11 protein-coding genes, 1 tRNA gene and 3 pseudogenes are annotated in these 20,808 nt (G+C 69.6%); 12 read left to right on the top strand and 3 right to left on the bottom strand.

Features of this window, described 5'->3' with window-relative positions; translation table 11 throughout:
- Positions 1-13 precede the first annotated feature (13 nt).
- The 5 genes and pseudogenes from IPJ61_RS09780 to IPJ61_RS09760 all read left to right on the top strand — a co-directional run.
- Positions 14-8,539, top strand: coding sequence for a Tc toxin subunit A-related protein (locus IPJ61_RS09780; RefSeq protein ID WP_297106335.1), 8,526 nt, complete (start codon positions 14-16; stop codon positions 8,537-8,539).
- A 115-nt stretch (positions 8,540-8,654) separates the two neighbouring features.
- Positions 8,655-8,996 (top strand): YciI family protein, encoded by a 342-nt coding sequence (locus tag IPJ61_RS09775; protein ID WP_297106333.1) that lies wholly within the window; start codon positions 8,655-8,657, stop codon positions 8,994-8,996.
- A 2-nt stretch (positions 8,997-8,998) separates the two neighbouring features.
- Entirely contained in the window at positions 8,999-10,300 is a 1,302-nt protein-coding gene (locus IPJ61_RS09770; protein ID WP_297106331.1) for an RNA polymerase sigma factor, read from the top strand.
- Between the two features lie 625 nt (positions 10,301-10,925).
- Positions 10,926-11,002: transfer RNA gene (locus IPJ61_RS09765), tRNA-Tyr, on the top strand.
- Between the two features lie 18 nt (positions 11,003-11,020).
- Positions 11,021-11,830: pseudogene (locus tag IPJ61_RS09760) on the top strand (RtcB family protein); the annotation flags it as partial.
- 33 nt (positions 11,831-11,863) lie between these two features.
- Here the strand turns inward: IPJ61_RS09760 and IPJ61_RS09755 are convergent.
- Positions 11,864-13,039: pseudogene (locus IPJ61_RS09755) on the bottom strand (IS3 family transposase).
- 87 nt (positions 13,040-13,126) lie between these two features.
- On the opposite strand from IPJ61_RS09755, the gene IPJ61_RS09750 reads away from it, so the two are divergent.
- Entirely contained in the window at positions 13,127-13,540 is a 414-nt protein-coding gene (locus tag IPJ61_RS09750) for an RtcB family protein (RefSeq protein ID WP_297106328.1), read from the top strand.
- A 19-nt stretch (positions 13,541-13,559) separates the two neighbouring features.
- The gene (locus IPJ61_RS09745) at positions 13,560-14,030 is read left to right on the top strand and encodes an NUDIX hydrolase (RefSeq protein WP_297106325.1); all 471 of its coding nucleotides are present in this window, start codon (positions 13,560-13,562) and stop codon (positions 14,028-14,030) included.
- Here IPJ61_RS09745 and IPJ61_RS09740 read toward each other — a convergent pair.
- Together IPJ61_RS09740 and IPJ61_RS09735 are read right to left on the bottom strand one after the other, a co-directional pair.
- Positions 14,008-14,589: a DapH/DapD/GlmU-related protein gene (locus IPJ61_RS09740; RefSeq protein ID WP_297106322.1), complete on the bottom strand. Its 582-nt coding sequence runs from the start codon at positions 14,587-14,589 to the stop codon at positions 14,008-14,010. The genes IPJ61_RS09745 and IPJ61_RS09740 overlap by 23 nt on opposite strands.
- A 92-nt stretch (positions 14,590-14,681) precedes the next feature.
- Complete coding sequence (locus tag IPJ61_RS09735) at positions 14,682-15,851, bottom strand: FUSC family protein (RefSeq protein ID WP_297106319.1); 1,170 nt, start codon at positions 15,849-15,851, stop codon at positions 14,682-14,684.
- Positions 15,852-15,860: 9 nt separating this feature from the next.
- Here IPJ61_RS09735 and IPJ61_RS09730 point away from each other — a divergent pair.
- From IPJ61_RS09730 to IPJ61_RS09710, 5 genes and pseudogenes are all read left to right on the top strand, one after another.
- Positions 15,861-17,180: pseudogene (locus tag IPJ61_RS09730) on the top strand (ABC transporter substrate-binding protein); the annotation flags it as partial.
- A gap of 219 nt (positions 17,181-17,399) precedes the next feature.
- On the top strand, positions 17,400-18,356 hold the full coding sequence (locus tag IPJ61_RS09725; RefSeq protein WP_297108113.1) for an ABC transporter permease: 957 nt from the start codon (positions 17,400-17,402) through the stop codon (positions 18,354-18,356).
- Entirely contained in the window at positions 18,353-19,162 is an 810-nt protein-coding gene (locus IPJ61_RS09720; protein ID WP_297106316.1) for an ABC transporter permease, read from the top strand. The genes IPJ61_RS09725 and IPJ61_RS09720 overlap by 4 nt, the downstream gene beginning before the upstream one ends.
- Entirely contained in the window at positions 19,159-19,989 is an 831-nt protein-coding gene (locus IPJ61_RS09715; RefSeq protein ID WP_297106312.1) for an ABC transporter ATP-binding protein, read from the top strand. The genes IPJ61_RS09720 and IPJ61_RS09715 overlap by 4 nt, the downstream gene beginning before the upstream one ends.
- Positions 19,986-20,759: an ABC transporter ATP-binding protein gene (locus IPJ61_RS09710; RefSeq protein WP_297106309.1), complete on the top strand. Its 774-nt coding sequence runs from the start codon at positions 19,986-19,988 to the stop codon at positions 20,757-20,759. Before IPJ61_RS09715 ends, IPJ61_RS09710 begins: the two co-directional genes overlap by 4 nt.
- Positions 20,760-20,808: the final 49 nt, after the last annotated feature.

The raw sequence follows: 20,808 nt of genomic DNA, 5'->3' as shown, positions 1-20,808 counted from the left end.
CTGGGAGCTGGATATGACACTGACGAACACAGAGCTGTTGCGGCTCGACGCGAGCTCCGGGCTGAGCTTCCGGGAACTGTCAGACACGGAGCCGAAGCTGGCGGCGAAGCTCACGCCGGTGCTCGACGACCGGCTGACGGCGTCGGTGGCCCGCCTGATCGCGGGATCGGAGAAGCTACGGGAGGCCGTCGGCGACATCGGCACCGTCGCCCTGCCGAAGGACCTCACGCGGCCGGTGGGGGAGGTCGCCCGCGACGTGCTCCGCGCCGCGATCGGCACGGACGCCCTCGCGAAGGACCCCGCGCTGCGGGAGGAGCTCGCTGCGCTCGAGGCCGGCGCGGTTACCAGCGTCGCGGAGGCGGTCGGCGTCGACCAGCCGATCCGCGCGGTGCCCGACTTCGGCACCGAGCTGTCCCGTGCGCGGGTTCACCGGTTCGCCGACGCCGTCGGCTTACCCGCCAAGACTGCCACGGCGCTGGGCGACCTGGGCTCCCTGACGGCCGTGACGGAGACCAACCTGGAGGCGCTGGTCGAGGCGGGGACGCTGACAGCGGCGGCAGCGCGCAAGGCGGGCACCGCGGTGGCGCTCTACGACCTGTTCGACGAACGCGAGGGCCTGATGAAGGCGTTCGCGGCCGAGGCGGAGGACCCGGTCGCGCTCACGTCGTTGCCGGCGTCGGAGTGGAAGAAGCGGATCGTCGCCAGCGGGACCGTGCCGGTCGGTGGCATGACCGACGACGACTACGCAGGCGCCCTGCGCGCGAAGGTCGACGAGCGCTTCCGCACCAGTGCCCTCGCGCGCGACCTCACGGCGGCGTTCGACGCGAAGGCGACGCCGAAGCAGGCTGCCATCCTCGACCGGCGCTACCGCGGGCTCGGCATCGGCAAGGTCCTGGACGACCCGGACCTGAAGGCCGCCGACCGGGTCGTGGAGGCGAACCGCAGGATCGAGCAGGCCAACGAGTTCCTTACCGCGAACCCGGGCGCGCTGGAGCTCAACCTCCTGCCGGGCAGCGCCGATGTCTCCACGCTGACCTACCCGAAGGGCGCGGACGAGACCGACCGCAAGCGGCTGCTGGCCGTCGGCCGCGGCTACCAGCGGGCGTTCGCCGTCGCCGAGGACCTTCCGATGGCGAAGGTGATCGTCGAGATCGGGCTGGGGTCGGCAACCGCGATTGCCGAGACCACGCCGGAGAAGCTCGCGAAGCTGACGAACTACGATCCCGAGCGGATCGCCCGGCTGATCGACAAGGCGACCGGCATCGCGGTCGCGACCGGCGTCGGCCTTGGCACCATCATCGACGCTAGTCCCGGCGGGTTCACCGACTTGCCGGTGAGCAATGTCGCGCCCGACGTCGCGGACTTCCTCAAGGAGCTTCCCGGGTACGAGGACTTCTTCGGCACGCAGGGCCTGTGCGACTGCACGCACTGCCGCTCCGTACTCGGCCCCGCTGCCTACTTCGTCGACCTGATGGCCTTTATCGACACGCACGTGACGGTTCCCGTCTTCGGGTCCCGGCAGGATCACGACCTGATGCTCAGGACCCGCCGCCCCGACCTGTGGGACCGGCTCGAGTTGACCTGCGAGAACGCATCCGAGGAGATCCCCTACCTTGTGATCGTCAACGAGATCCTCGAGGACGCGGTGGCCCGCGACGTCGCCCACGGTGGCCCCGGGGCGTCGTTCAACCTGCCGTTCACCGAGCTGGCCACCTACATCCGTCACTTCGACCGCTCGCTCGCCGACCTCGCCGAGGCCGGCGGGGCGACCGGTGGCACCTTGACGGGGCTCCGCCTGCACCTTCCCCCGGAGGACCTCGAGGTGATAACGACGAGCGCCGCGAACGGCGTCTCCTTGAGCCGCGTCTACGGGCTCGACGTCGGGACAGGGCTCGCCGCCGCCGACATCCCCGCGCTGCTCGGCCCGCTCGGCGTCGACCGGCACGCGTTCGACGACTTGGTCGGCACCCAGTTCGTGGGCGGCGGCAACAGCCTCGCCCTGCCGGTGCTTGATCGGCTGCATCGGTTCGCGCGCCTGTGGCGGGCGACGGGATGGCGCACCGGCGAGCTCGACATCGTGCGCACCCGGCTGCAGCAGGCCGGGCACGGCACCGGGCTGGATGAGGGGCTGGTGTCAGCCGTCGCCCACCTGCGTCGGCTCGGCGAGTCCTGGGACCTGCCGGTCGAGGAGCTGGTGAGCCTGTGCGCGGACCTACCCGACGTCGTCGTCGCGGGCGCCCGCCCGCGACCCGCGGGCGCGCGTCGCGACCAGGAGCCGGCCGGGCCGCGGGTCTCGCTGCTCGACCGCCTCTTCAACCAGCCCTCCGACGTCGCCGCCCACGGCGCCTATCCGAATGCCGGCGCGCGTTTCACCCATCCGGCGTTGGCGATCGGCGCGCCCGCCGCTTCGCCTCACCTCCACCGCCTGCTCGCCGGCCTCGGCGTCGACGAAGGCCAGTTGTACCACCTGATCCTCGGCCTGGCGGCGCCGCTGGGTGTTGACCCTGCCTCGGCGGGCGCCGCGGGTAGGGCGTTCCCGGTCACGCTGCGCACCCTCTCGCTGCTGTACCGGCACGCCCGGCTCGCCCGCGCCCTCGGTGTCGGCGTCCCAGAGCTGTTCGCGCTCTGCGCCCTGTCGCCCACGGTTCCGCACGGCTACGTCGACAACCTTGCGGACCTCGACGCGGTGGTCCGTACGGCTCGCTGGGTCGCGTCGTCCCGGTGGACGGTCGCGGCGCTGGTCGAGGTGTGCGACGTCGCGGTGCGGGTGCCGCTCCCGGTGTCCGGGCCGCCGGTCACCCCGGCCCTTGAGCTCGCCAGGCAGCTCGTCGCCGAGGCCGCGGGAGCGTTTGTCGTCGCCGACACGGATCCTCCCGCCCCGGCACCTACCGCGGACGACGGCGCGGCCGTCCTGCGGAGCGCGCTGCCGGGCAAGCTGGGACTCAGCCCCTCCGTGGCGGCTGGCGCACTCGACCTGCTCGGGATCAACCTCGCCGCCGCTCGACTGTTCGCCGAGTTGCGCGACGCCACCATCGGCCCGGTGGCCATCGCCGCCGTGATCACCCGCGTCCGACGGCTCGGCCGCGTCCTCGCCGGTGCACGCGCGGGCGATGCCGCGACCCTCGACCTCCTCACCCAGCATCGCGACCTGTTCGGGATCGCGGACTTCGATCACATCGGGTTGGCGTCGCTGCGTCGACTCGACCTGTACCGCAGCCTGATCGAGCCGTGGCACGAGCGTGGCGAGGTCCCGCCCGACCTCGCCGCGGCGATCGTCGGCTACGTCCCAGGGACGGGTTTCGCGCCCGCTGACCTCGCAACGGTCGCCGCCGCCGTCGGTGCCGATGAGGCGTTCGTCGCCTCCCTGCGGCAGGAGCTCCCGCAGCCCGCAGATCCCTTCGCCGCTCTCGAGCAGGCCGTCGTGGCCGGGCTCGTTTGCCGCCAGGTAGGCGCCCCCGCGGTGCTGCTGCGGCTCGTCCAATCCACCCAATCCCAGGAACTCACGGCGGCGAGCGCCCTGCTGCTCGGTGCGATGCGGGCCCGGCATCCCGATCCCGCGGACTTCGAGCGCAACCACGAGCCCTACCGCGACATCGTGCTCTCGCGGCAGCGCGACGCACTCGTGGCCTACCTGCTCCACTCGCGCACGAGCTACCCGTTCGACGAGGTCAGCGACCTGTACCACTACTACCTGCTCGACCCGCTCGTCGAGGGCGTCGTGCGGATCTCCCGTGTCGCCGCGGGGATCGCCAGCGCCCAACTCTACGTGCAGCGGTGTGTCATGAACCTGGAGGAGACGGCGCGGGGCCACGCCGACCCGATCCGCGTATCGCCGTCGCGCGTCCCCCGCGACGAGTGGCGGTGGCGTCAGAACTACCGCGTGTGGGAGGCCAACAGGAAGGCGTTCCTCTTCCCCGAGTCCTACCTCGAGCCGGAGCTGCGCGACGACAAGACCCCGCTGTTCCGCCAGCTCGAGGAGGAGCTGCTGTCCAAGCCGGTCACCGAGGAGGCCGTTCGCGCTGCCTACGGCCGCTACCTGCGGGGCTTCGACGAGCTGGCCGGCTTGCGCCTCGCCGGCTCCTTCCACGAACGCAACGCCGCTGCCCGGCGCGACGTGCTCCACCTCTTCGGGACGACGGCCGACGAGCCGCCCGTCTACTACTACCGTCGCATCGACGACGTGCACTACGGCGTCGGCGAACCGGACAGGGCGACGCGCTGGGGCCCGTGGGAGCGACTCGATCTCCAGATCCCGACGCGGACAGTCTCGCCGCTGGTCCACAGCGGCCAGCTGTACCTGTTCTGGGTGCGGTACGTCACGCGCTCCATCAACCAGTTCGCGGGCGGCAACAGTAGGTTCGCCGGGTACAGCCACCGTGCTCATGTCGAGTTCACCACGCGGCGGCTCGATGGCAGCTGGGCGCCCGCCCAGCAGGTCGGGCTCACTGAGGAGCCGTTCGTGACCAGCGGCAACGGGATCGTCCTCGACCCGCTGGTGGCGCGCGATGTCACCAAGCTGGACTTCCCCTTCATCGGCCAACTGCTGCTCTACTCGAACTATCAGCCGCTCCACGACCGCGTCGCCCACGACCAGCCGAAGGACGACTACACGCTGAGCGGCTTCGGCTGGGACCGCATCTATCCGAGCTCCGGGGATCAGATCGAACTGCGGGGCATCAACTTCCAGATGTGGTCGAAGCTCGACCTGTACACGCGCCAGATCGGGCCGCGCATGAACTACGACGACGTCGATCCACCGGGGCTCCTCAAGGACCGCGGCGTGCCCTGGTTCCCTCCCGAGTCGATCGAGGGTCTCGCCGTCATCCTGGCGCTGTTGAGTCTGTTCGGGGGCAGCCTGAGCGAGGCCAACAAGGTGCTGAAGGGCGTCTTGGAGAGCGCGAAGCGGGACCTGCTCTGGTCCGAGGCGAACACTTCCACGCGCTACCTGCACGCGATGAAGATGGGTCAGGGGGAGTACTCGGTCTTCGAGCCGTACGTGCTCGCCTCCCTGCTGCTGGAGCGCGAGAAGCTGGCCCGATACGAGAAGCCGCTGGCGGTCACGGGACCGATCGAGTGGACGAGCCCGCAGTGGCACCCCGACGTCACGACCTACCTGAAGCGCTTCTTCCGCCCGAATCAGGTCCTGTCGATGCCGTCGGCGGCGACCGTCGACGTCGTCAACGGTGCCTTCTCCGACGTGATCGTCCAGAACGGCCGTGAGCTGTTCCACGTCGGGCTGCGCACCGTCGACGGCAAGCCGTACCTGCTGCGGAGACTCTCCACCGGCGTCAGTGAGCCGATCGCGAGAACCCTGTTCAACGAGGGGCTCGACGCCTTGCTCGCCACGCCGCGCCAACTGCAGCTGGGCGAGCCGTCTCACCAGCTCAGCACCGTCGGGTCCGCCATCGTGGACCGCACGAAGTCCGGCACCGTGGACTTCGACGGCCCGATGGGCACCTACCTCCGCGAGATCTATTTCCACATCCCCTTCCTGCTCGCCGACCACCTGAACAGCCTCGGCGAGTTCGAGGCCGCGCAGCGCTGGTACCACTACGTGTTCGATCCGACGTCGTCGGAGGTGATCACAGGGATTCCCGCCGGCGCTTCCGACGAGGAGCGGCGACGGCGTGAGCTCGACCGCGTCTGGCGCTACCGCGAGCTACGGAAGCTCAATGCCGAGACACTGCGTGAACGGCTCACCAACGGCCCTGCCGTCGAGGCGTACAAGCGCGATCCGTTTAACCCGCACGCCATCGCCCGCCTGCGCCTGACCGCGTATCAGAAGGCGCTCGTGATGCGCTACGTCGACAATCTCCTCGACTGGGGCGACCACCTGTTCGCGCTGGCGTACTCGCAGTCCAATCCCGAGTACATCAGGGAGGCGACGCTGAAGTATGTGCTCGCGCAGGACCTGCTCGGTCCTCGCCCGGCCAGTACCGGCGCGTGTGCCGACCCGGGGCAGCGCATGCGGCTCGCCGACATCCTCGGCGCGTCGGTCGAGGACGCTGATGAGTTCCTGGTCGAGATCGAGTCGCTCGTCGTCACGGCCTTGAGCTCGACGCCGTCGGCAGGCACAGGCGGGAGCGCGCCGAAGTACGTGCCGCTCTGGCACGCCGCACCATCGACGACGACCTACGCTGCGCAGGGCTCCGTGCGGGAGTTCGCCGAACGCACCCTCGGGCGGCCGGTCACGGCGGCGGATCGCACCGATCCGCCCGCGGTCCTGGTCGAGGCCATCAAGAACCTTTCCCCCGCCGACCTGGCGACCATGATCCCGGCCGACAACGGCTCGGCGGCTTCGGGTCCGACGCCGGTCACCGTCAGCCCTGGCTTCCTGACGCCCGTCATCCTCGAACCCGCGTTCATGCTCGACCTTGTACGCATGCCGATGTTCTGCGTGCCGCGCGACGAGAAGCTCGGCGGATACTGGGACCGCGTGGAGGACCGCCTGTTCAAGGTGCGCAACTCGCTCGACCCGGACGGTACGTTCCGGCGCCTGCCACTGTTCGCCCCACCGATCGACCCCGGTCTGCTTGTCAGGGCCAAGGCGGAGGGCCTCGGCGCGGAGGACGCCCTTGGCGCTTCGGCGGGCGGCGTCCCGCCGTTCCGGTTCAGCCACCTCATCGAGCGCGCCCGCGGGCAGGCCGCCGCGCTGCAGCAGTTCGGCTCGGCGCTGCTGAGCGCCCATGAGCGCCGAGACGGCGAGGAGTTGGCCACGCTTCGCAACACGCATGAGCGCAACCTGCACAAGCTGACTCTTGAGACGCGGCGCACGGAGTTGGAGGTGGCCTCTGTCGGGCTGGAGCAGGCGCGGCGCCAACGCGAGAGCGCACTGTACCGGTACGAGCATGCGGCCGAGCTTCTTGCGACGGGTCTCATCGGGGCCGAGATCGCGCAGACCGCTTCCCGGGCGACGGCCATCGTGCTGCGGGGCGCTGACGCGATCCTCAACCTGGCGGCGGGAATCGCTTACCTTGTGCCGCAGATCGGCTCGCCGTTCGCGATGAAGTACGGCGGAAAGGACGCAGGCGACTCATTCCGGGCCATGTCGGACTCGCTCACCAGCGCGGCCGCTCTCGCCGAGATCGCGGCCGACGTCTCGGGCACGGTCGCGGGCTTCGAACGTCGCGCGGAGGGCTGGCGGCACGACCTGCGGCTCGCCGAGAACGAGCTGAAGGTGCTCGACCGCGATGTGCGCGCCGCCGAACTGCGTCGCGATCTCGCTGTGCGGGCGCTCGACCAGCAGGTGCTCGCCGCGCAGCAGCACGACGAGGTGCTCGAGCTGTATCGGGACAAGTTCTCCGGCCTCGGGCTCTACACCTACATGGGGCGGTCGCTGCAGCTGCTGCATCGGCAGGCGTACGGCAACGCGCTCGCCGTCGCTCATCTCGCCGAGCAGGCGTATCGCTTCGAGCTGCCCGGCGACGACGCGTCCTACGTCGGCGGCGAGTGGGACGGCGCCCGGTCCGGGTTGCTGGCGGGGGAGCGGCTGACGCTCGCGCTGGCGACCCTCGAGCGGCGCTACCTGGAGCGCTACGACAACTCGGCGGCGCAGATCCCACAGTCGTTCTCGCTGCGGATGATCGACCCGGCGGCGCTGATCGAACTCCGGGAGACCGGCTCGTGCGAGCTGCGCATCCCCGAGTTCGCGTTCGACCTGCTGTACCCGGGCCAGTACCGGCGCCAGATCCGCGCCGTCCAGCTCTCGATCCCCAGCGTCCGCGGGCCCTACACGAACGTGAGCGCCACGCTGACGCTGCTCGGCAGCCGGATCCGTTCTGAGCCGGTGACGGGCGCGGCGGCGCTCGTCGACGTCCCCGTGTCCCGGACCGAGCGCATCGCCACGAGCAGCGCTCAGAGCGACTCGGGGCGGTTCGAGTTGAGTTTCGGCGGGCAGAACCTCAACCCGTTCGAGGGGGCAGGTGCGATCAGCGACTGGCGGATCGAGCTGCCCACGCTGCTGCGCGCGTTCGACTACGCCACGATCTCCGACGCCGTGCTGACCATCAGCTACACGGCCCGGTACGACGGCGCGCTGCGGGCTACTCTCGAGGACCCAGCGAGCGCGAACGGCCAGCTCGCAGCGCTCACGAGTTCGCCGCTCCCGCGGGCGTTCAGCCTGCGGAGGGACTTCCCTGGCGCCTTCGAGCGTCTGTTGGGCGCGCCGACGGGAACGGCGGTCGACCTGGCGATCGCCGAGGAGCATCTGCCGTACCACGTGTCGGGGATGCAGCTCGCGGTCTCCCGCGCCGAGCTGGTGCTCGACCTGGCCGACGGCCCTGTCGGGGCGTTCGCCGTCGAGCTGGATGGCTTCCCGGTGGATGGCTTCCCGGAGCTGCCCGATCCGCGCCCCGCCAACGCCCGTCTGGGCGGCCTACCTGCGAAGCGGGTTGAGGCGGCGCTGAGACCCGCCCTCCTCGGAACCCACTCGCTGTCGGTCTCCGACGCGGGCGGGTTGGCCGCGGTCGGAGCCCCGGGCCTCGACCGCACCCGGGTCCGCGACATCATCCTGCTCGTCTCCTGCACGATCCATCCCTGACAAGGAAGCTGTCGATCTCGCGGCGGCCCGTACGTCATGATGATGTCGGGCCGACCGGTCCGGCGTTCGTCTCCGTCGCGGCTATCGACGGCGGAGCAAGCCTGAGGAGGAAACCATGCGTTACGCGCTACTGCTGATGGGGCACGTCAACGACCCGGCCTGCGGCGAGGAGGGCGGGGCGAGCCCGGAGGCGTTTTTCGCCTTCGACAAGGAGATCACGGACGCGGGCGTCGTCGTCAGCTCTTTCGCGCTCGAAGACTCGGCGGTGTACGTGGGAACCGGTGAAGGCGGCGAGCGCGTCGTGAGCTCGGGTCCGTTCGCGGAGGTCCAGGAGTTCGTGGGCGGCACCTACATCATCGAGGTCGAGAACCTGGACGAGGCCATCGCGTGGGCAAAGAAGAGCCCGGCGTCCGAGCCCGGGGGTCACGTGGAGATTCGTCCGGTCGCGCCGTACTGATCGTGGTCGAGCGGTCTGGCCGAGGCTCGGCGGATCAGCGGGAGCGGGTTCGTCGGGCCGTCGCGGATGTGGGTCGGGACGAACGCGCGCGGATCCTCGCGATCCTCGTCCGCCGGTTCGGTGATCTCGACCTGGCCGAGGATGCCCTCCAGGACGCGCTCGCGGAGGCGCTCACCGCGTGGACCGTATCCGGTGTTCCGCGCGTGCCCGAGGCCTGGCTGGTCACCACGGCCAAACGGAAGGCGCTGGATGTCGTGCGGAGAGACGGCGTGCTGGCGCGCAAGCTGGCGGCGCTACACATCCAGGAGCAGCGCGCCCCGGTTGCGGAGGCGCTGCGCGACCCGGCCGACGCCATGGCCGTCGGCGACGCGCTCCCCGATGCAAGGCTGGGGCTGTACTTCGCCTGCGCGCACCCCGCGGTGAAGCCGGAGGATCGCGTGGCCATGACCTTGCGTTTTGTCGCGGGGCTCAACGTCGCCGAGGTGGCGCATGCCCTCCTGGTTCCCCTGGCTACGATGCAGCAACGCATCGTGCGGGCCAAGCGGCGCATCCGCGCGCTCGGCATTCCCTTCGAGGTTCCGCGACGTGACGAGCTTCCCGAACGACTGGCGGGTGTCCTCCGCGTGGTCTATCTGCTCTACGCGGAGGGCTTTGCGCGGTCGGGCGGTGAGGAGCACATCCGCGACGACCTGACCGCGGAGGCCGTCGAACTGGCCCGTCTGCTGCGCCGTCTCCTGCCGTCGGCGGAGACCACGGGTCTGCTCTCCTTGCTGCTTTTGAGCGAGGCCCGCCGCCCCGCCCGGACGGACGCAGAGGGTCGCCCCGTCCCTTTGGCGCAGCAGGATCGTTCGGCGTGGGACGCGGGGTTGGTGCGCGAGGGGATCGGCCTTGCCGAGGCCGCCGCAGGCGGGGAGGGTGCGGGGGTATACGCGATCCAGGCGGCGATCGCGGCACTGCACGCCGAGGCCCCGAGCTTCGAGGAGACCGACTGGCCCCAGATCGCCGTTCTGTACGGCATGTTGGAGCGCCGCGAACCTGGCCCCGTCGTCCAGGTCGCGCGCGCCGTGGCTGTCGGCCGCGCCGTCGGCCTGGACGAGGGGCTGCGACTCCTCGACGACCTCGCGAACGCGCCGGCCGTCGATCGGTTGCGCTCCTTCCACGTGGCACGGGCCATCACCTTGACGGAACTGGGGCGCGGTCCGGAAGCCGTCGAGGCGTACGGACGGGCGTTGTCGCTGCCCGGCAACGCGGCGGAGGACGAGTTCCTGGCGGACGCCGTCGGGCAGCTGGCGTCTGAGCCGTGAGTTGTTGGCCGAGGGTACGGCCGGTCGGGCGAGGCGGTGAGTCCCGCCATCCGGTCCCTTGGTCAGGTAACGGTTTGATAACAAGTCTGGTCAGGGGTTTGAGCGTTGTGGCCGGGGCCATGAGCCAGGCGCGGGGTTCATTGGTTTCGACGCGGGCACGCGCTTCGCTTGCGGTCCGGCGCAACCAGCGGGACTCGCCATGCTCGGCTCAAGCAGCGGAACTCGCTCGTCCTCGTCATGTCCCTTACTGGGCGGGGCCTCTATTCATCTCGATGCGTCGATGTGAAGTTCCCGGGTGGCGATGTTGTGTATTCCTGTTCGGGGTGTTAGTCTCTCAAACGAAATAACGTACTGAAGGGGTATGATCGTGAGCTGGAAAGTCGCCATGACAGGTCGCCTAGGCCTGTATCCGGCGTTTTCGTGCGTGGAATCTCCACGAGATGAGCTCCGCGTCCCACGACGGGTTCCTCCAAGCTATCGGCAGTATTGAGCGCTGTCGCAGCGTAAATCAAGGCCCCGTGGGACGTTCCCGGGGCCTTTTGTTTCGCCTTCTTCGGCGACCACTTGTCCGTGAGTTTAGGTCTATTCGGCGCGCCCGAAATATCTCCTGAAATAGCGGTTTCCCGGCAGGTAGCCAGTGGATGGCAAGCCGCCTGTAAAGCGGCTCCTTCGGGGTTGGGGGTTCGATTCCCTCACCTGCCACTCGGTAAGAGAAAGGATATGACGATCATGGTCAACACGCAGGGGTTGCCGTTCGAGTTGAGGGGTGCGGTCGCGCCGACGATGGTGTGGGCGCCGGAGCATGAGGTGGAGTCGGCGGCGCTGGACCAGCTGCGCAACATCTCGCGGCTGCCGTGGGTGCACGGTGTCCGGGCGATGCCCGACGTGCACTTGGGAAAGGGCGCAACCGTCGGCGCCGTGATCGCGATGCGCAACGCCGTGTCGCCCTCAGCGGTCGGCGTCGACATCGGCTGCGGTATGGCCGGCGTGCGCACCAGCCTCACGATCGAGGATCTGCCCAATGACCTGCGCGCGCTCCGCCTCGCGCTCGAGGGCGTGGTGCCGGTGGGCTTCCGTGGCCACGACGGCGAGGCGAGCGTGCTCCGCGGGCGCAGCGGGCTCGGCACCCGCTTCGACCAGCTGTTCGGCCGCTTCGGCGAGCTGCGAGCCGACCGGATCGGCGAGCGCGAGTTCCGGGCGCGGTCCCAGTTCGGCACCCTCGGTGGAGGCAACCACTTCATCGAGCTGTGCGCGGACCAGGAGGGCCGGATCTGGCTGACGTTGCACTCGGGATCGCGCAACATCGGCAAGGAGATCGCCGAGCGTCACATCGCGCAGGCAAAGACCCTCGAGTGGAACTCGGACCTCCCGGACCGCGACCTCGCGGTATTCCTGCACCGCGACGAGGCCGGCCACGTGTTCCCGGAGTGGGACGCGTATCTGCACGACCTGTACTGGGCCCAGGACTACGCGTTGCTGAACAGGCACGCGATGCTCGAGCTCCTGCTCGGCGTGCTGCGGGCGACGTTCGGGTCCGCTGAAGGTTTGGTTGACCTCCGGGGTTTATGCCGCCAGTCTAGCGGTTGGTTTCATGATGAGTTCGAACTCGACCGGGGTGAGTTTCCCGAGCCTGCGTTGACGGCGTTTCCGGTGGTACTTCCCCTCGATCCAGGACACGATCGCTAGCCGCAGTTCCTCTCGTGTACTCCAGGACCGTCGGTCGAGGACGTTCTTCTGCAGGAGCGCGAAGAACGACTCCATCGCGGCGTTGTCACCGCATGCCCCCACGCGGCCCATGGAGCCGGTCAGGCCGTGGCGTTTGAGGGCCTTCAGGAAGCGTCTGGAGCGGAATTGGGGACCGGCGGTCGGAATGCACGATCACCCCGGCGGGCCGGCCTCGGTGGGCCACTGCCATCTGGAGCGCGTTGACGGCGATACGGGCCTTCATCCGCGAATCGATCGAGTAGCCCACGATCCGGTTGGAGAACACGTCCTTGATCGCACAAAGGTAGACCTTGCCCTCGCGGGTGCGGTGCTCGGTGATGTCGCTCAGCCATAGCTCGTTGGGGCCGTCGGCGCTGAACTGCCTGTTGACCAGGTCATCGTGGACGGGAGCGCCGGCCTTCTTGTACCGGGTCTTGCGCCTGGTGAACACCGACTGGATGCCAGCGACCCGGCACAGCCGCCACACTCTGCGCTCCGACAACTCGTAGCCCAACTCGGCAATGTCATCGGCCAGGACGCGGTAGCCGCCCTCCGGGTCATCATCGTGGAGCTGGTGGAGCACGTCGATCAGCTCACGCTCTTCGGCCTCGCGGGCCGACACCGGCTGCTTGAGCCACTTGTAGTAGCCCTGCTTGGAGAATCCCAACACCCGACACGCGACCGCCACCGGCACCCTCACGGTGGCACCGACCGCAGCCATCTCCTTCACGAGCGGGTAGATCATTTTGGGGGCGTGATGTGAGCCTGCGACAGATACGCCGCCGCTCGCCGTAGGACCTCGTTCTCCATCTCCAGCTCGCGGATCCTGCGTAACGCCTGGGCCATGTCCTTGCGCTGCTCAGGATCGGTGGTCGGGGTCATCCCGTGGGACTGGAAGCGAGCGTCGCGGACCCAGGCTTGAAGGGTGGTCTTGGCCATCCCCATGTCCTTGGCGACCTGCTTCTGCGGGATGCCTGAGGCGACCAGCGCGACCGCGTCGCGCTTGAACTCGTCGGTGTAAGCGATCTTCGGCATGGATGCCATCCTTCCAGCACGACCCTCTCGTGAGAGTCATGCGATCTTGGAGTCAACCAAACCTTCAGCAGTCCCTTCGACGGGATCGTGTTCGACGACCCGATCCAGTGCCACCACAACTACGTCTCGGAGGAGATGCACGACGGCCTGGACCTGGTGGTGACCCGAAAGGGCGCGATCTCGGCGAGGCTGGGACAGTTGGGCATCATTCCGGGATCGATGGGTACCGGCTCGTTCGTCGTCGCGGGGCTCGGCTCGCAGGAGTCGTTCCAGTCGGCGTCGCACGGTGCCGGTCGCCGGATGTCGCGCGCCGCCGCGAGGCGCCGCTTCACAGAGGCGGACCTCGCGGAGCAGACGGCGGGCGTGGAGTGCCGCAAGGACCTCGGCGTCGTCGACGAGATCCCCGGCGCGTACAAGGACCTGAACCAGGTGATGGCGAACCAGGAGGATCTGGTCTCGGTTGTCGCTCGCTTGGAGACGCTCCTCTGCGTCAAGGGCTGACCGGATAGGCTCGCCGTCGATGACTCGTTACAGCCTGATCCCCGCGTCGTACGTCTACCTGGTGAGGGACGGGGCCGTGCTGCTGCAGCTACGGCAGAACACCGGCTACATGGACGGGTACTGGGCGGCGGGGGCTGCGGGGCACGTCGAGGTGGGCGAGACCTCCGCTGACGCGGCGGCGCGTGAGCTTCGGGAGGAGCTGGGGCTGAGCGTTGACCTCGACGACCTCCTGCCGTCGTCGGTGATGCACCGCACGGATGGGTCGGACACTCCGCGCGAGCAACGGGTGGAGTGGTTCTTCTCCTGCTCGACCTGGGGCGGCGAGCCCGCGATCCTTGAGCCTCGCAAGTGCGCCGAGCTGCGGTGGTTCCCGCTTGACGACCTCCCCGAGAAGGTGCCCGACTACGAGCGCGTCGCGCTGGACTGGCTCCGTGACGGCGTGGGCATCGGGCTGCTCAACGTCGGATTCACGCCTCGATCGTGGGAATGACGCGGGCGGGGGAGCCGACGACGACCGTCCGGGGCGGGACGTCTTTCGTCACGACCGAGGCCGCGGCGACGACGGCACCGTCGCCGATGGTGACGCCGGGCAGGATGGTGGCGTTGGAGCCGATCCAGGCGCCCGCCCCGATCACGACGGGCGCGGGGACGATGTCGGCGCGCTTGGCCGGGTCGAGGTCGTGGTTGAGCGTCGCGATGACGACGTTGTGACCGATCAGAGCGCCGTCGCCGATCGTGACGCCGCCCTGATCCTGGAATGCGCAGCCCGAGTTGACGAAGACTCCCTCGCCGAACGTGATGTTTCTGCCGAAGTCGGCGCGGAAGGGCGGGAACACGACGAGCGACTCCGGCACTGCTGCGCCGGTGAGCTCGGAGAGAAGCGCGCGGACGCCGGCCTCATCGTGGTAGCTCCCGTTGAGTTCAGCGGTGATCCGCAGCGCATCCTGCGGGGCACGGTGCATCGCGGCGTGGAGTGGCGAGCCGCCCGCGATGACGCGGCCCGCGCGCAGCTCTACCAGGAGGTCGTCGATGGTGGCTTCAGTGCTCATAAAGGAAACGGTAACCGGGGCACGGGCTCCGAGGGGGTCCCTTTTAGGGACCGTCTGCTCTCGGAGCGGTCCGTGGACGCGGGTGGCTCATGTCAGTCCATGTCGGGGACGGCGTCGCGGGCGTCGGTGTAGTCCTCGCCGCAGAGCTCCATCAGGTCCACGATCATGGAGCGCAGCTGCGCCAGCATCACGGTGGTGGAGAGCTGGCGGTGGATCGTGACGTGGGAGGTCTCCTCGCCCAGGGCGCGGAGCCGGGGAACGACCGCCGCCGGGACGCGACGCGCGAACAGCTCGGCGGCGCACTCGTCGGCGACCTGCGCGAAGTCCGTGAGGAGGCCCAGGTACTCCGTCGGGATGCGCTCGCCCCGATAGGTGGCTGCGACGACGCGGCGGGCGAGCACGCGCAGGTTGCGGATGCAGCGGTCCAGCGGCACGACGAGGTCGGACACCTCCTGGGCCAGCTCGCGGTGCCTGCGCAGGAACGGCGAGGTGCGCACCACCGCCATACCCTCGTTCGATGCGGTCAGGAGAGCAGCGAGCTCCGACTCGGTGGCGCGTGCCCGTTCCAGGATGCGCTCGGCCTGTTCGTGGTCGCCGTCGCGGAGCGTCTCGACCATGGCGCGGACGGTGAGGGCTGCCTCGTGCAGCACCTTCGCCGCGAGGATGCGGGGGCGGTTGATCGGCGACGTGGGCGCCACCGTCGCGAATATCAGCGCGACCGTGCACCCGATCAGCGCGTCGAGCCAGCGGTCGACGCTTGCCTCGATGCCGGGCGCCGCGACGGTCAGCACCGTCGCGGCCTGCACCGCGGCCTGGGTCACCATCAGCGTCCGCGCGCCCAGCCAGGTGGCCACCGACAGCGCGACGCCGATCACCAGCATGATCTGCCAGACGCCCGTGCCGAAGAAGTGGACGAACAGGTCGCCGATGGCCACGCCGAGAGCGACGCCGACGGCGACCTCGACGACGCGGCCCAGCCGTTGGCCGAACGAGAACCCGAGGCAGATGATGGCGGCGACGGTGGCGAGGAACGGCGACTCGTGGCCGAGCCAGTACCGTGCGATGCCCCAGGAGATGCCGGCCGCGACGGAGATCTGGATGATCATGAACAGCCGGGAACGCCACCGCTTCACGCGGAGCTGCTGCGAGCGCCAGCCGGCCTTCGCGGTTCGCTCGGAGACGTCGAACGCGCGCAGCGACGCCTGCTTCAGCGTCCTTCCCGTTGCCTGCCAGGAGAGGGCGCGCCTGGGCTCGTCGGTCATGGGGCAATCATGCCTGATTGCGCCGACGGCGAAAGCGCGCGGTCGGTCCGCCGGGGCGCCCTCCGGTTAGACTGGCCCCGGCCTGGTAACGCCCGGAAGGAAACGACGAAGACGATGCGCACTGCACGCAGGTGGGTAGGCCTGTTACTTACCCTCGCCTTGGCCCTGACGGTCGCGGCCTGCACCCGTCCCGCCGACCCGGATCCCGGTGCCACGCGGGTGCTGAACATCGGCGACAATCTCGAGCCCGAAGGCCTCGACATGATCACGGTGTCCGGCGCGGGCACCCCGTACGTCTTCCTCTACAACGTGTACGAGACGCTGATCAAGCTCGACTCGGAAGGTGAGCTGCAACCGTTCCTTGCCTCGGCGTGGACGCGTTCCGACGACCTGCTCAGCTACACCTTCACCCTCGAGCCGGGTGCCAAGTTCTCCTCCGGCGCGCCGGTCTCCGCCGACGCCGTCGTCGCCAGCTTCGAGCGCGCTCGCAGCGACGCCGCCACCGGCCAGATCCGCGGCGCGTGGAGCGTCGTCGACACCATCACTGCCGACGACGCCAAGACCGTGACCGTGAAGCTCACGCGCCCTTCGCACCAGTGGTTCTACGAGCTCGCCGGACCCGCCGGCATCATCACGGACCCCGCCTTCACCGGCGACTTCAACGCCGAGTCGGCGGGCTCCGGGCCGTACAAGTTCTCGAAGTGGGACCAGGGCAGCCTGGTCCAACTGGTCGCGAACCCCGAGTACTGGGGCACCCCTGCGCGCTTCGACGAGGTCAACTTCCGCTACTTCGCCGACCCCAACGCCATGAGCACTGCCATGCTTTCCGGTCAGCTCGACATCATCACGAACCTCGCGGTGCCGCAGGCGATCGGCGAGTTCTCCGACACGGAGCGCTTCGGGGTCTATGAGGGCACCACCAACGGGGAGGTCGTGCTGGGCTTCAACCACGACACGGAGGCCCTCAGCAAGCTGGAGGTGCGGCAGGCGATCAACCACGCCATCGACCGCAGGGCGCTGGTGAAAGCCGTCTGGGGCGGCAAGGGCGAGCTGATCGGCTCCATGGTGCCGCCGACCGACCCGTGGTACGAGGACCTGTCGAACACCTACTCGTTCGACCAGGCGAAGGCCAAGCAACTGCTCGCCGATGCCGGCTACGCCGACGGCCTCACGCTGCGGTTCCGGCCGCCGAACCTGCCCTACGGGCCCTCCATCGGCCGCTTCGTCACGGCCGCGTTGAAGGAGGTCGGCATCACCGTCGATCTCGAGGTCCTGGAGTGGGGCGCCTGGCTCGACACCGTCTACACCAAGCGGGACTACGACCTCACCGTCGTCGCCCACGTGGAGCCGCGCGACCTCGGCAACTTCGGCATCGACTACTACTGGAACTACCACAACGAGGAATTCCAAAAGCTGATGGTCGAGGGCGACGAGGGCACCGACGAGGAGCAGATCGCGAAGCTCAAGGAGGCCGCCCGGCTGATCGCCGACGACGCGGCCGCCGACTGGCTGTTCCTGCTGCCCAACGTGACCGTGGCCTCGGCCAAGATCTTCGGGCGCATCGGCGTGCGCGCGGCCTGGTTGGTCGCGAGCCTGCTGGTGGCGTCGCTGCTGATCTTCGCCGCGACGAATGCGCTTCCGGGCGACATCGCGCAGATCATCCTCGGCACCAACGCCGAACCCGGGGAGGCGGCTGCACTGCGCGAACGCCTCGGCCTAAACCGCCCGTTCACGGTGCGCTACCTGGAGTGGGTCGCCGGTGCGCTGCGGTTCGACTTCGGCGAGTCCTTCCTCACGGGGCGCGCCGTCGCACCGCTCGTCGCTGCGCGGCTCGAGGTCACGGCTTGGCTGATCGGGTTCGGCATGATCGTCGCCGTGCTGGTCGCCCTTCCCGTCGGCGCTTACACCGCGGTCCGGCGGCGGCACGCGGACGGCGCGGCCCTCTCCGCCCTGTCGCAGCTCGGCCTCGCGATCCCCGCGTTCTGGGCGGGCATCTGGCTGGTGATCATCTTCGCGGTGAACCTGCGCTGGCTGCCCGCGGGCGGCTATGTGCCGTTCTGGGAGTCGCCCGCGCAGTGGGCGGCGCATCTGGTGCTGCCCGTGACCTCGCTCGCGCTCGTGCAGGCCGCCGTGATCTCCCGCTACGTGCGCAGCGCCGTCATCGACGTCACGCACGAGGACTACTTCCGCACCGCGCGGGCCGTCGGGTGGTCGCGCACCGGCGCCCTGTTGCGGCACGGCCTGCGCAACGTCGGCATCTCGCTGCTCACCGTCATCGGGCTCCAGCTGGCGACCCTGATGGTGGGCGCCATCATCATCGAGCAGGTCTTCGCCCTGAACGGGCTGGGCTGGACGCTCCTGCAGGCGGTCTCGAAGCGCGACCTCGCCGTGGTTCAGGCCATCGTCTTGCTGCTGGTCTGGTCGGTGCTGCTGATCAACTTCCTCGTCGACGTGGCCTATCAGCTCGTCGACCCGCGGATCCGGCGCAGGGCAGAGGCGACATGAGACGCGCGACGCTGTACCTCGGGCTCACCTGCATCGGCCTCGTCGTCGTCCTGGCGCTGTTCGGCTGGCTGTGGACGCCGTTCGATCCCACCGCCATCGGCAACGACATGCTGCTAGGCCCCGGCTGGCCGCACCTGCTCGGCACCGACGGCTTCGGCGCCGACGTCCTCTCGCGGATCATGAGCGGCGCGCGGATCTGCCTGCTCGTCGGCGTGTTCTCGGTCATGGGGGCCTCCGTCGTCGGCGTCCCGTTCGGGGTGTTCGCCGGCATGACGCGCGGCTGGGTCAGCGAGTTGCCACTACGGCTGTCCGACATCCTCTACGGCTTCCCCGCCCTGCTGCTCGCCATCCTCTTCGCCGCGGCCCTCGGCGGCTCCACCTGGACGGCGATGATGGCCATCAGCCTCGCCACCATCCCGGCCTTCGTCCGAATCGCGCGCGCCGCGACGCTGCAGGTGATGAGCCAGGGCTACATCGAGGCGGCGCGCCTCAGCGGCACGCCGACGGCGACCATCGCCGCCCGGCACGTGCTGCCGAACATCGCGCCGGTGCTCGGCGTCCAGGCCTCCGTGAGCTTCGGTATCGCCATCCTCGCAGAGGCCGGCCTCAGCTACCTGGGCCTCGGCTCCGGACCCGACCAGCCCACCTGGGGGCGGATGCTGCGCGAGGCGCAGGACTATCTGTTCAACGAGCCGCTGCTCGCCCTCTGGCCGGGCCTCGCCATCGCCGTCGCGACCCTCGGTTTCAACCTGCTGGGCGACGGTCTGCGCGACCTGCTCGACCCGCGCCTGAGGGAGGTCACGTGAGCCTGCTGGAGGTCACCGACCTGACCGTCCGCTTCGGGCGGAGCCGCGCCGTCGCCGTCGACGGCATCTCGTTCGCGCTCGACGGTACGGACCGCCTCGGCATCATCGGGCAGTCCGGCTCGGGCAAGTCGGTGACGGCGCTCGCGATCATGGGCCTGTTGCCGGAACACGCAGAGATCACGGGCTCCATCCGGTTCGACGGCGTGGAGCTGGTGGGGATGCCGGAGCGGGACCGGCGCGCGCTGCGCGGCGACCGCATCTCCATGGTCTTCCAGGAGCCGATGACGGCCCTCGACCCGACCATGCGCGTGGGCAGGCAGCTGGGCGAGGTCGTCGCGCTGCACCACGGCGACCGTCGCGGCTCGATCCGCGACGGCGTGATCGAGTGGCTCGGCCGGGTGGGCATCGAGCATCCGGACAGGATCGCGAGCTCGTTCCCGCACGAGCTCTCGGGTGGGCAGCGGCAGCGGGCACTCATCGCCATGGCGCTCGCGAACCAGCCGGATCTGGTGCTCTGCGACGAGCCCACCACGGCCCTCGACGTCATCGTGCAACGTCAGATCCTCCGCCTGCTCGCCGACCAGCTGGCCGACCGCGCCACCGTCTTTGTCTCGCACGACCTCGCCGTCGTGCGCGAGGTGTGCCAGAGGGCCGCGGTGATGCTGGAGGGCCGCATCGTCGAGGAGGGTCCGATCGACCGACTCATCGCCCATCCGCGGCATCCCTACACGCAGGGCTTGATCGCGTCCGCGCGGATCGACGGCGTGCCGCCGGGGGAGCGGCTGCCGAGCGTCGCCGACTACTACCGTCCGGGAGGCGACGCATGAGCCTCGTCGAGCTGACCGGCGCCACGGCGACCTACCGCCGCTCCGGCGTCCCTTTCGTCGCGCTCCGCGATGTCACGCTGGCCATCGAGCCGGGGGAGCGGGTGGGGATCGTCGGCGGCTCGGGATCCGGCAAGACCACGCTGGCGCGCCTCATGCTGGGCCTGCTGCGGCCGTCGGCCGGTGACGTGACGTTCCAGGGACGGTCCATCGTCGGGCTTCCCGAGCGGCGGCGCGGCTGGCTGCGGGCGTCGGCGTCGATGGTGATGCAGGATCCCAACTCCTCGCTGAACCCGCGGATGCGCCTGGCAGACATCATCGCCGAACCGCTGCGCTCGCCGGTGCTGCGCCGCCGGGGCGACGTCCCTGCCGACGACCCCGCCGTCCTCGAGGCCGCCGCTCGCGGGGTCGGCCTGGATCCGGAGCTGCTGCGGCGCTTCCCGCACCAGCTGTCGGGCGGGCAGCGGCAGCGCGCGGCCATCGCGCGCGCGCTGGTCTCGGATCCGGCATTGCTCGTGGCCGACGAGCCGGTGTCCGCGCTCGACGTGTCCGTCCGGGCCCAGGTGCTGAACCTGCTGACCGACGAGGTGCGCGAGCGCGCGCTGACGCTCGTGCTCGTCTCGCACGACCTCGCCGTCGTTCGGCACCTGTGTCGGCGGATCGTTGTCGTGTGCGGGGGCGAGGTCGTCGAGGAGGGCCTCGTCGATGACGTCCTCGGCGCCCCCAGCCATCCCTACACGCAGACCCTGATCGACGCCACGCTCAGCCTGTAGCGATCGCGCGAGACCGTGCTCCATTGAGTTCGGGGCGGGGGGCGGGGCG

The sequence above is a fragment of the Tessaracoccus sp. genome, from assembly GCF_016714275.1.
In the GTDB taxonomy this organism is placed as follows: Bacteria; Actinomycetota; Actinomycetes; order Propionibacteriales; family Propionibacteriaceae; genus Arachnia.
Note: the sequence above shows the minus strand (reverse complement) of the source record. Positions and strands in the feature narration are given on the sequence as shown.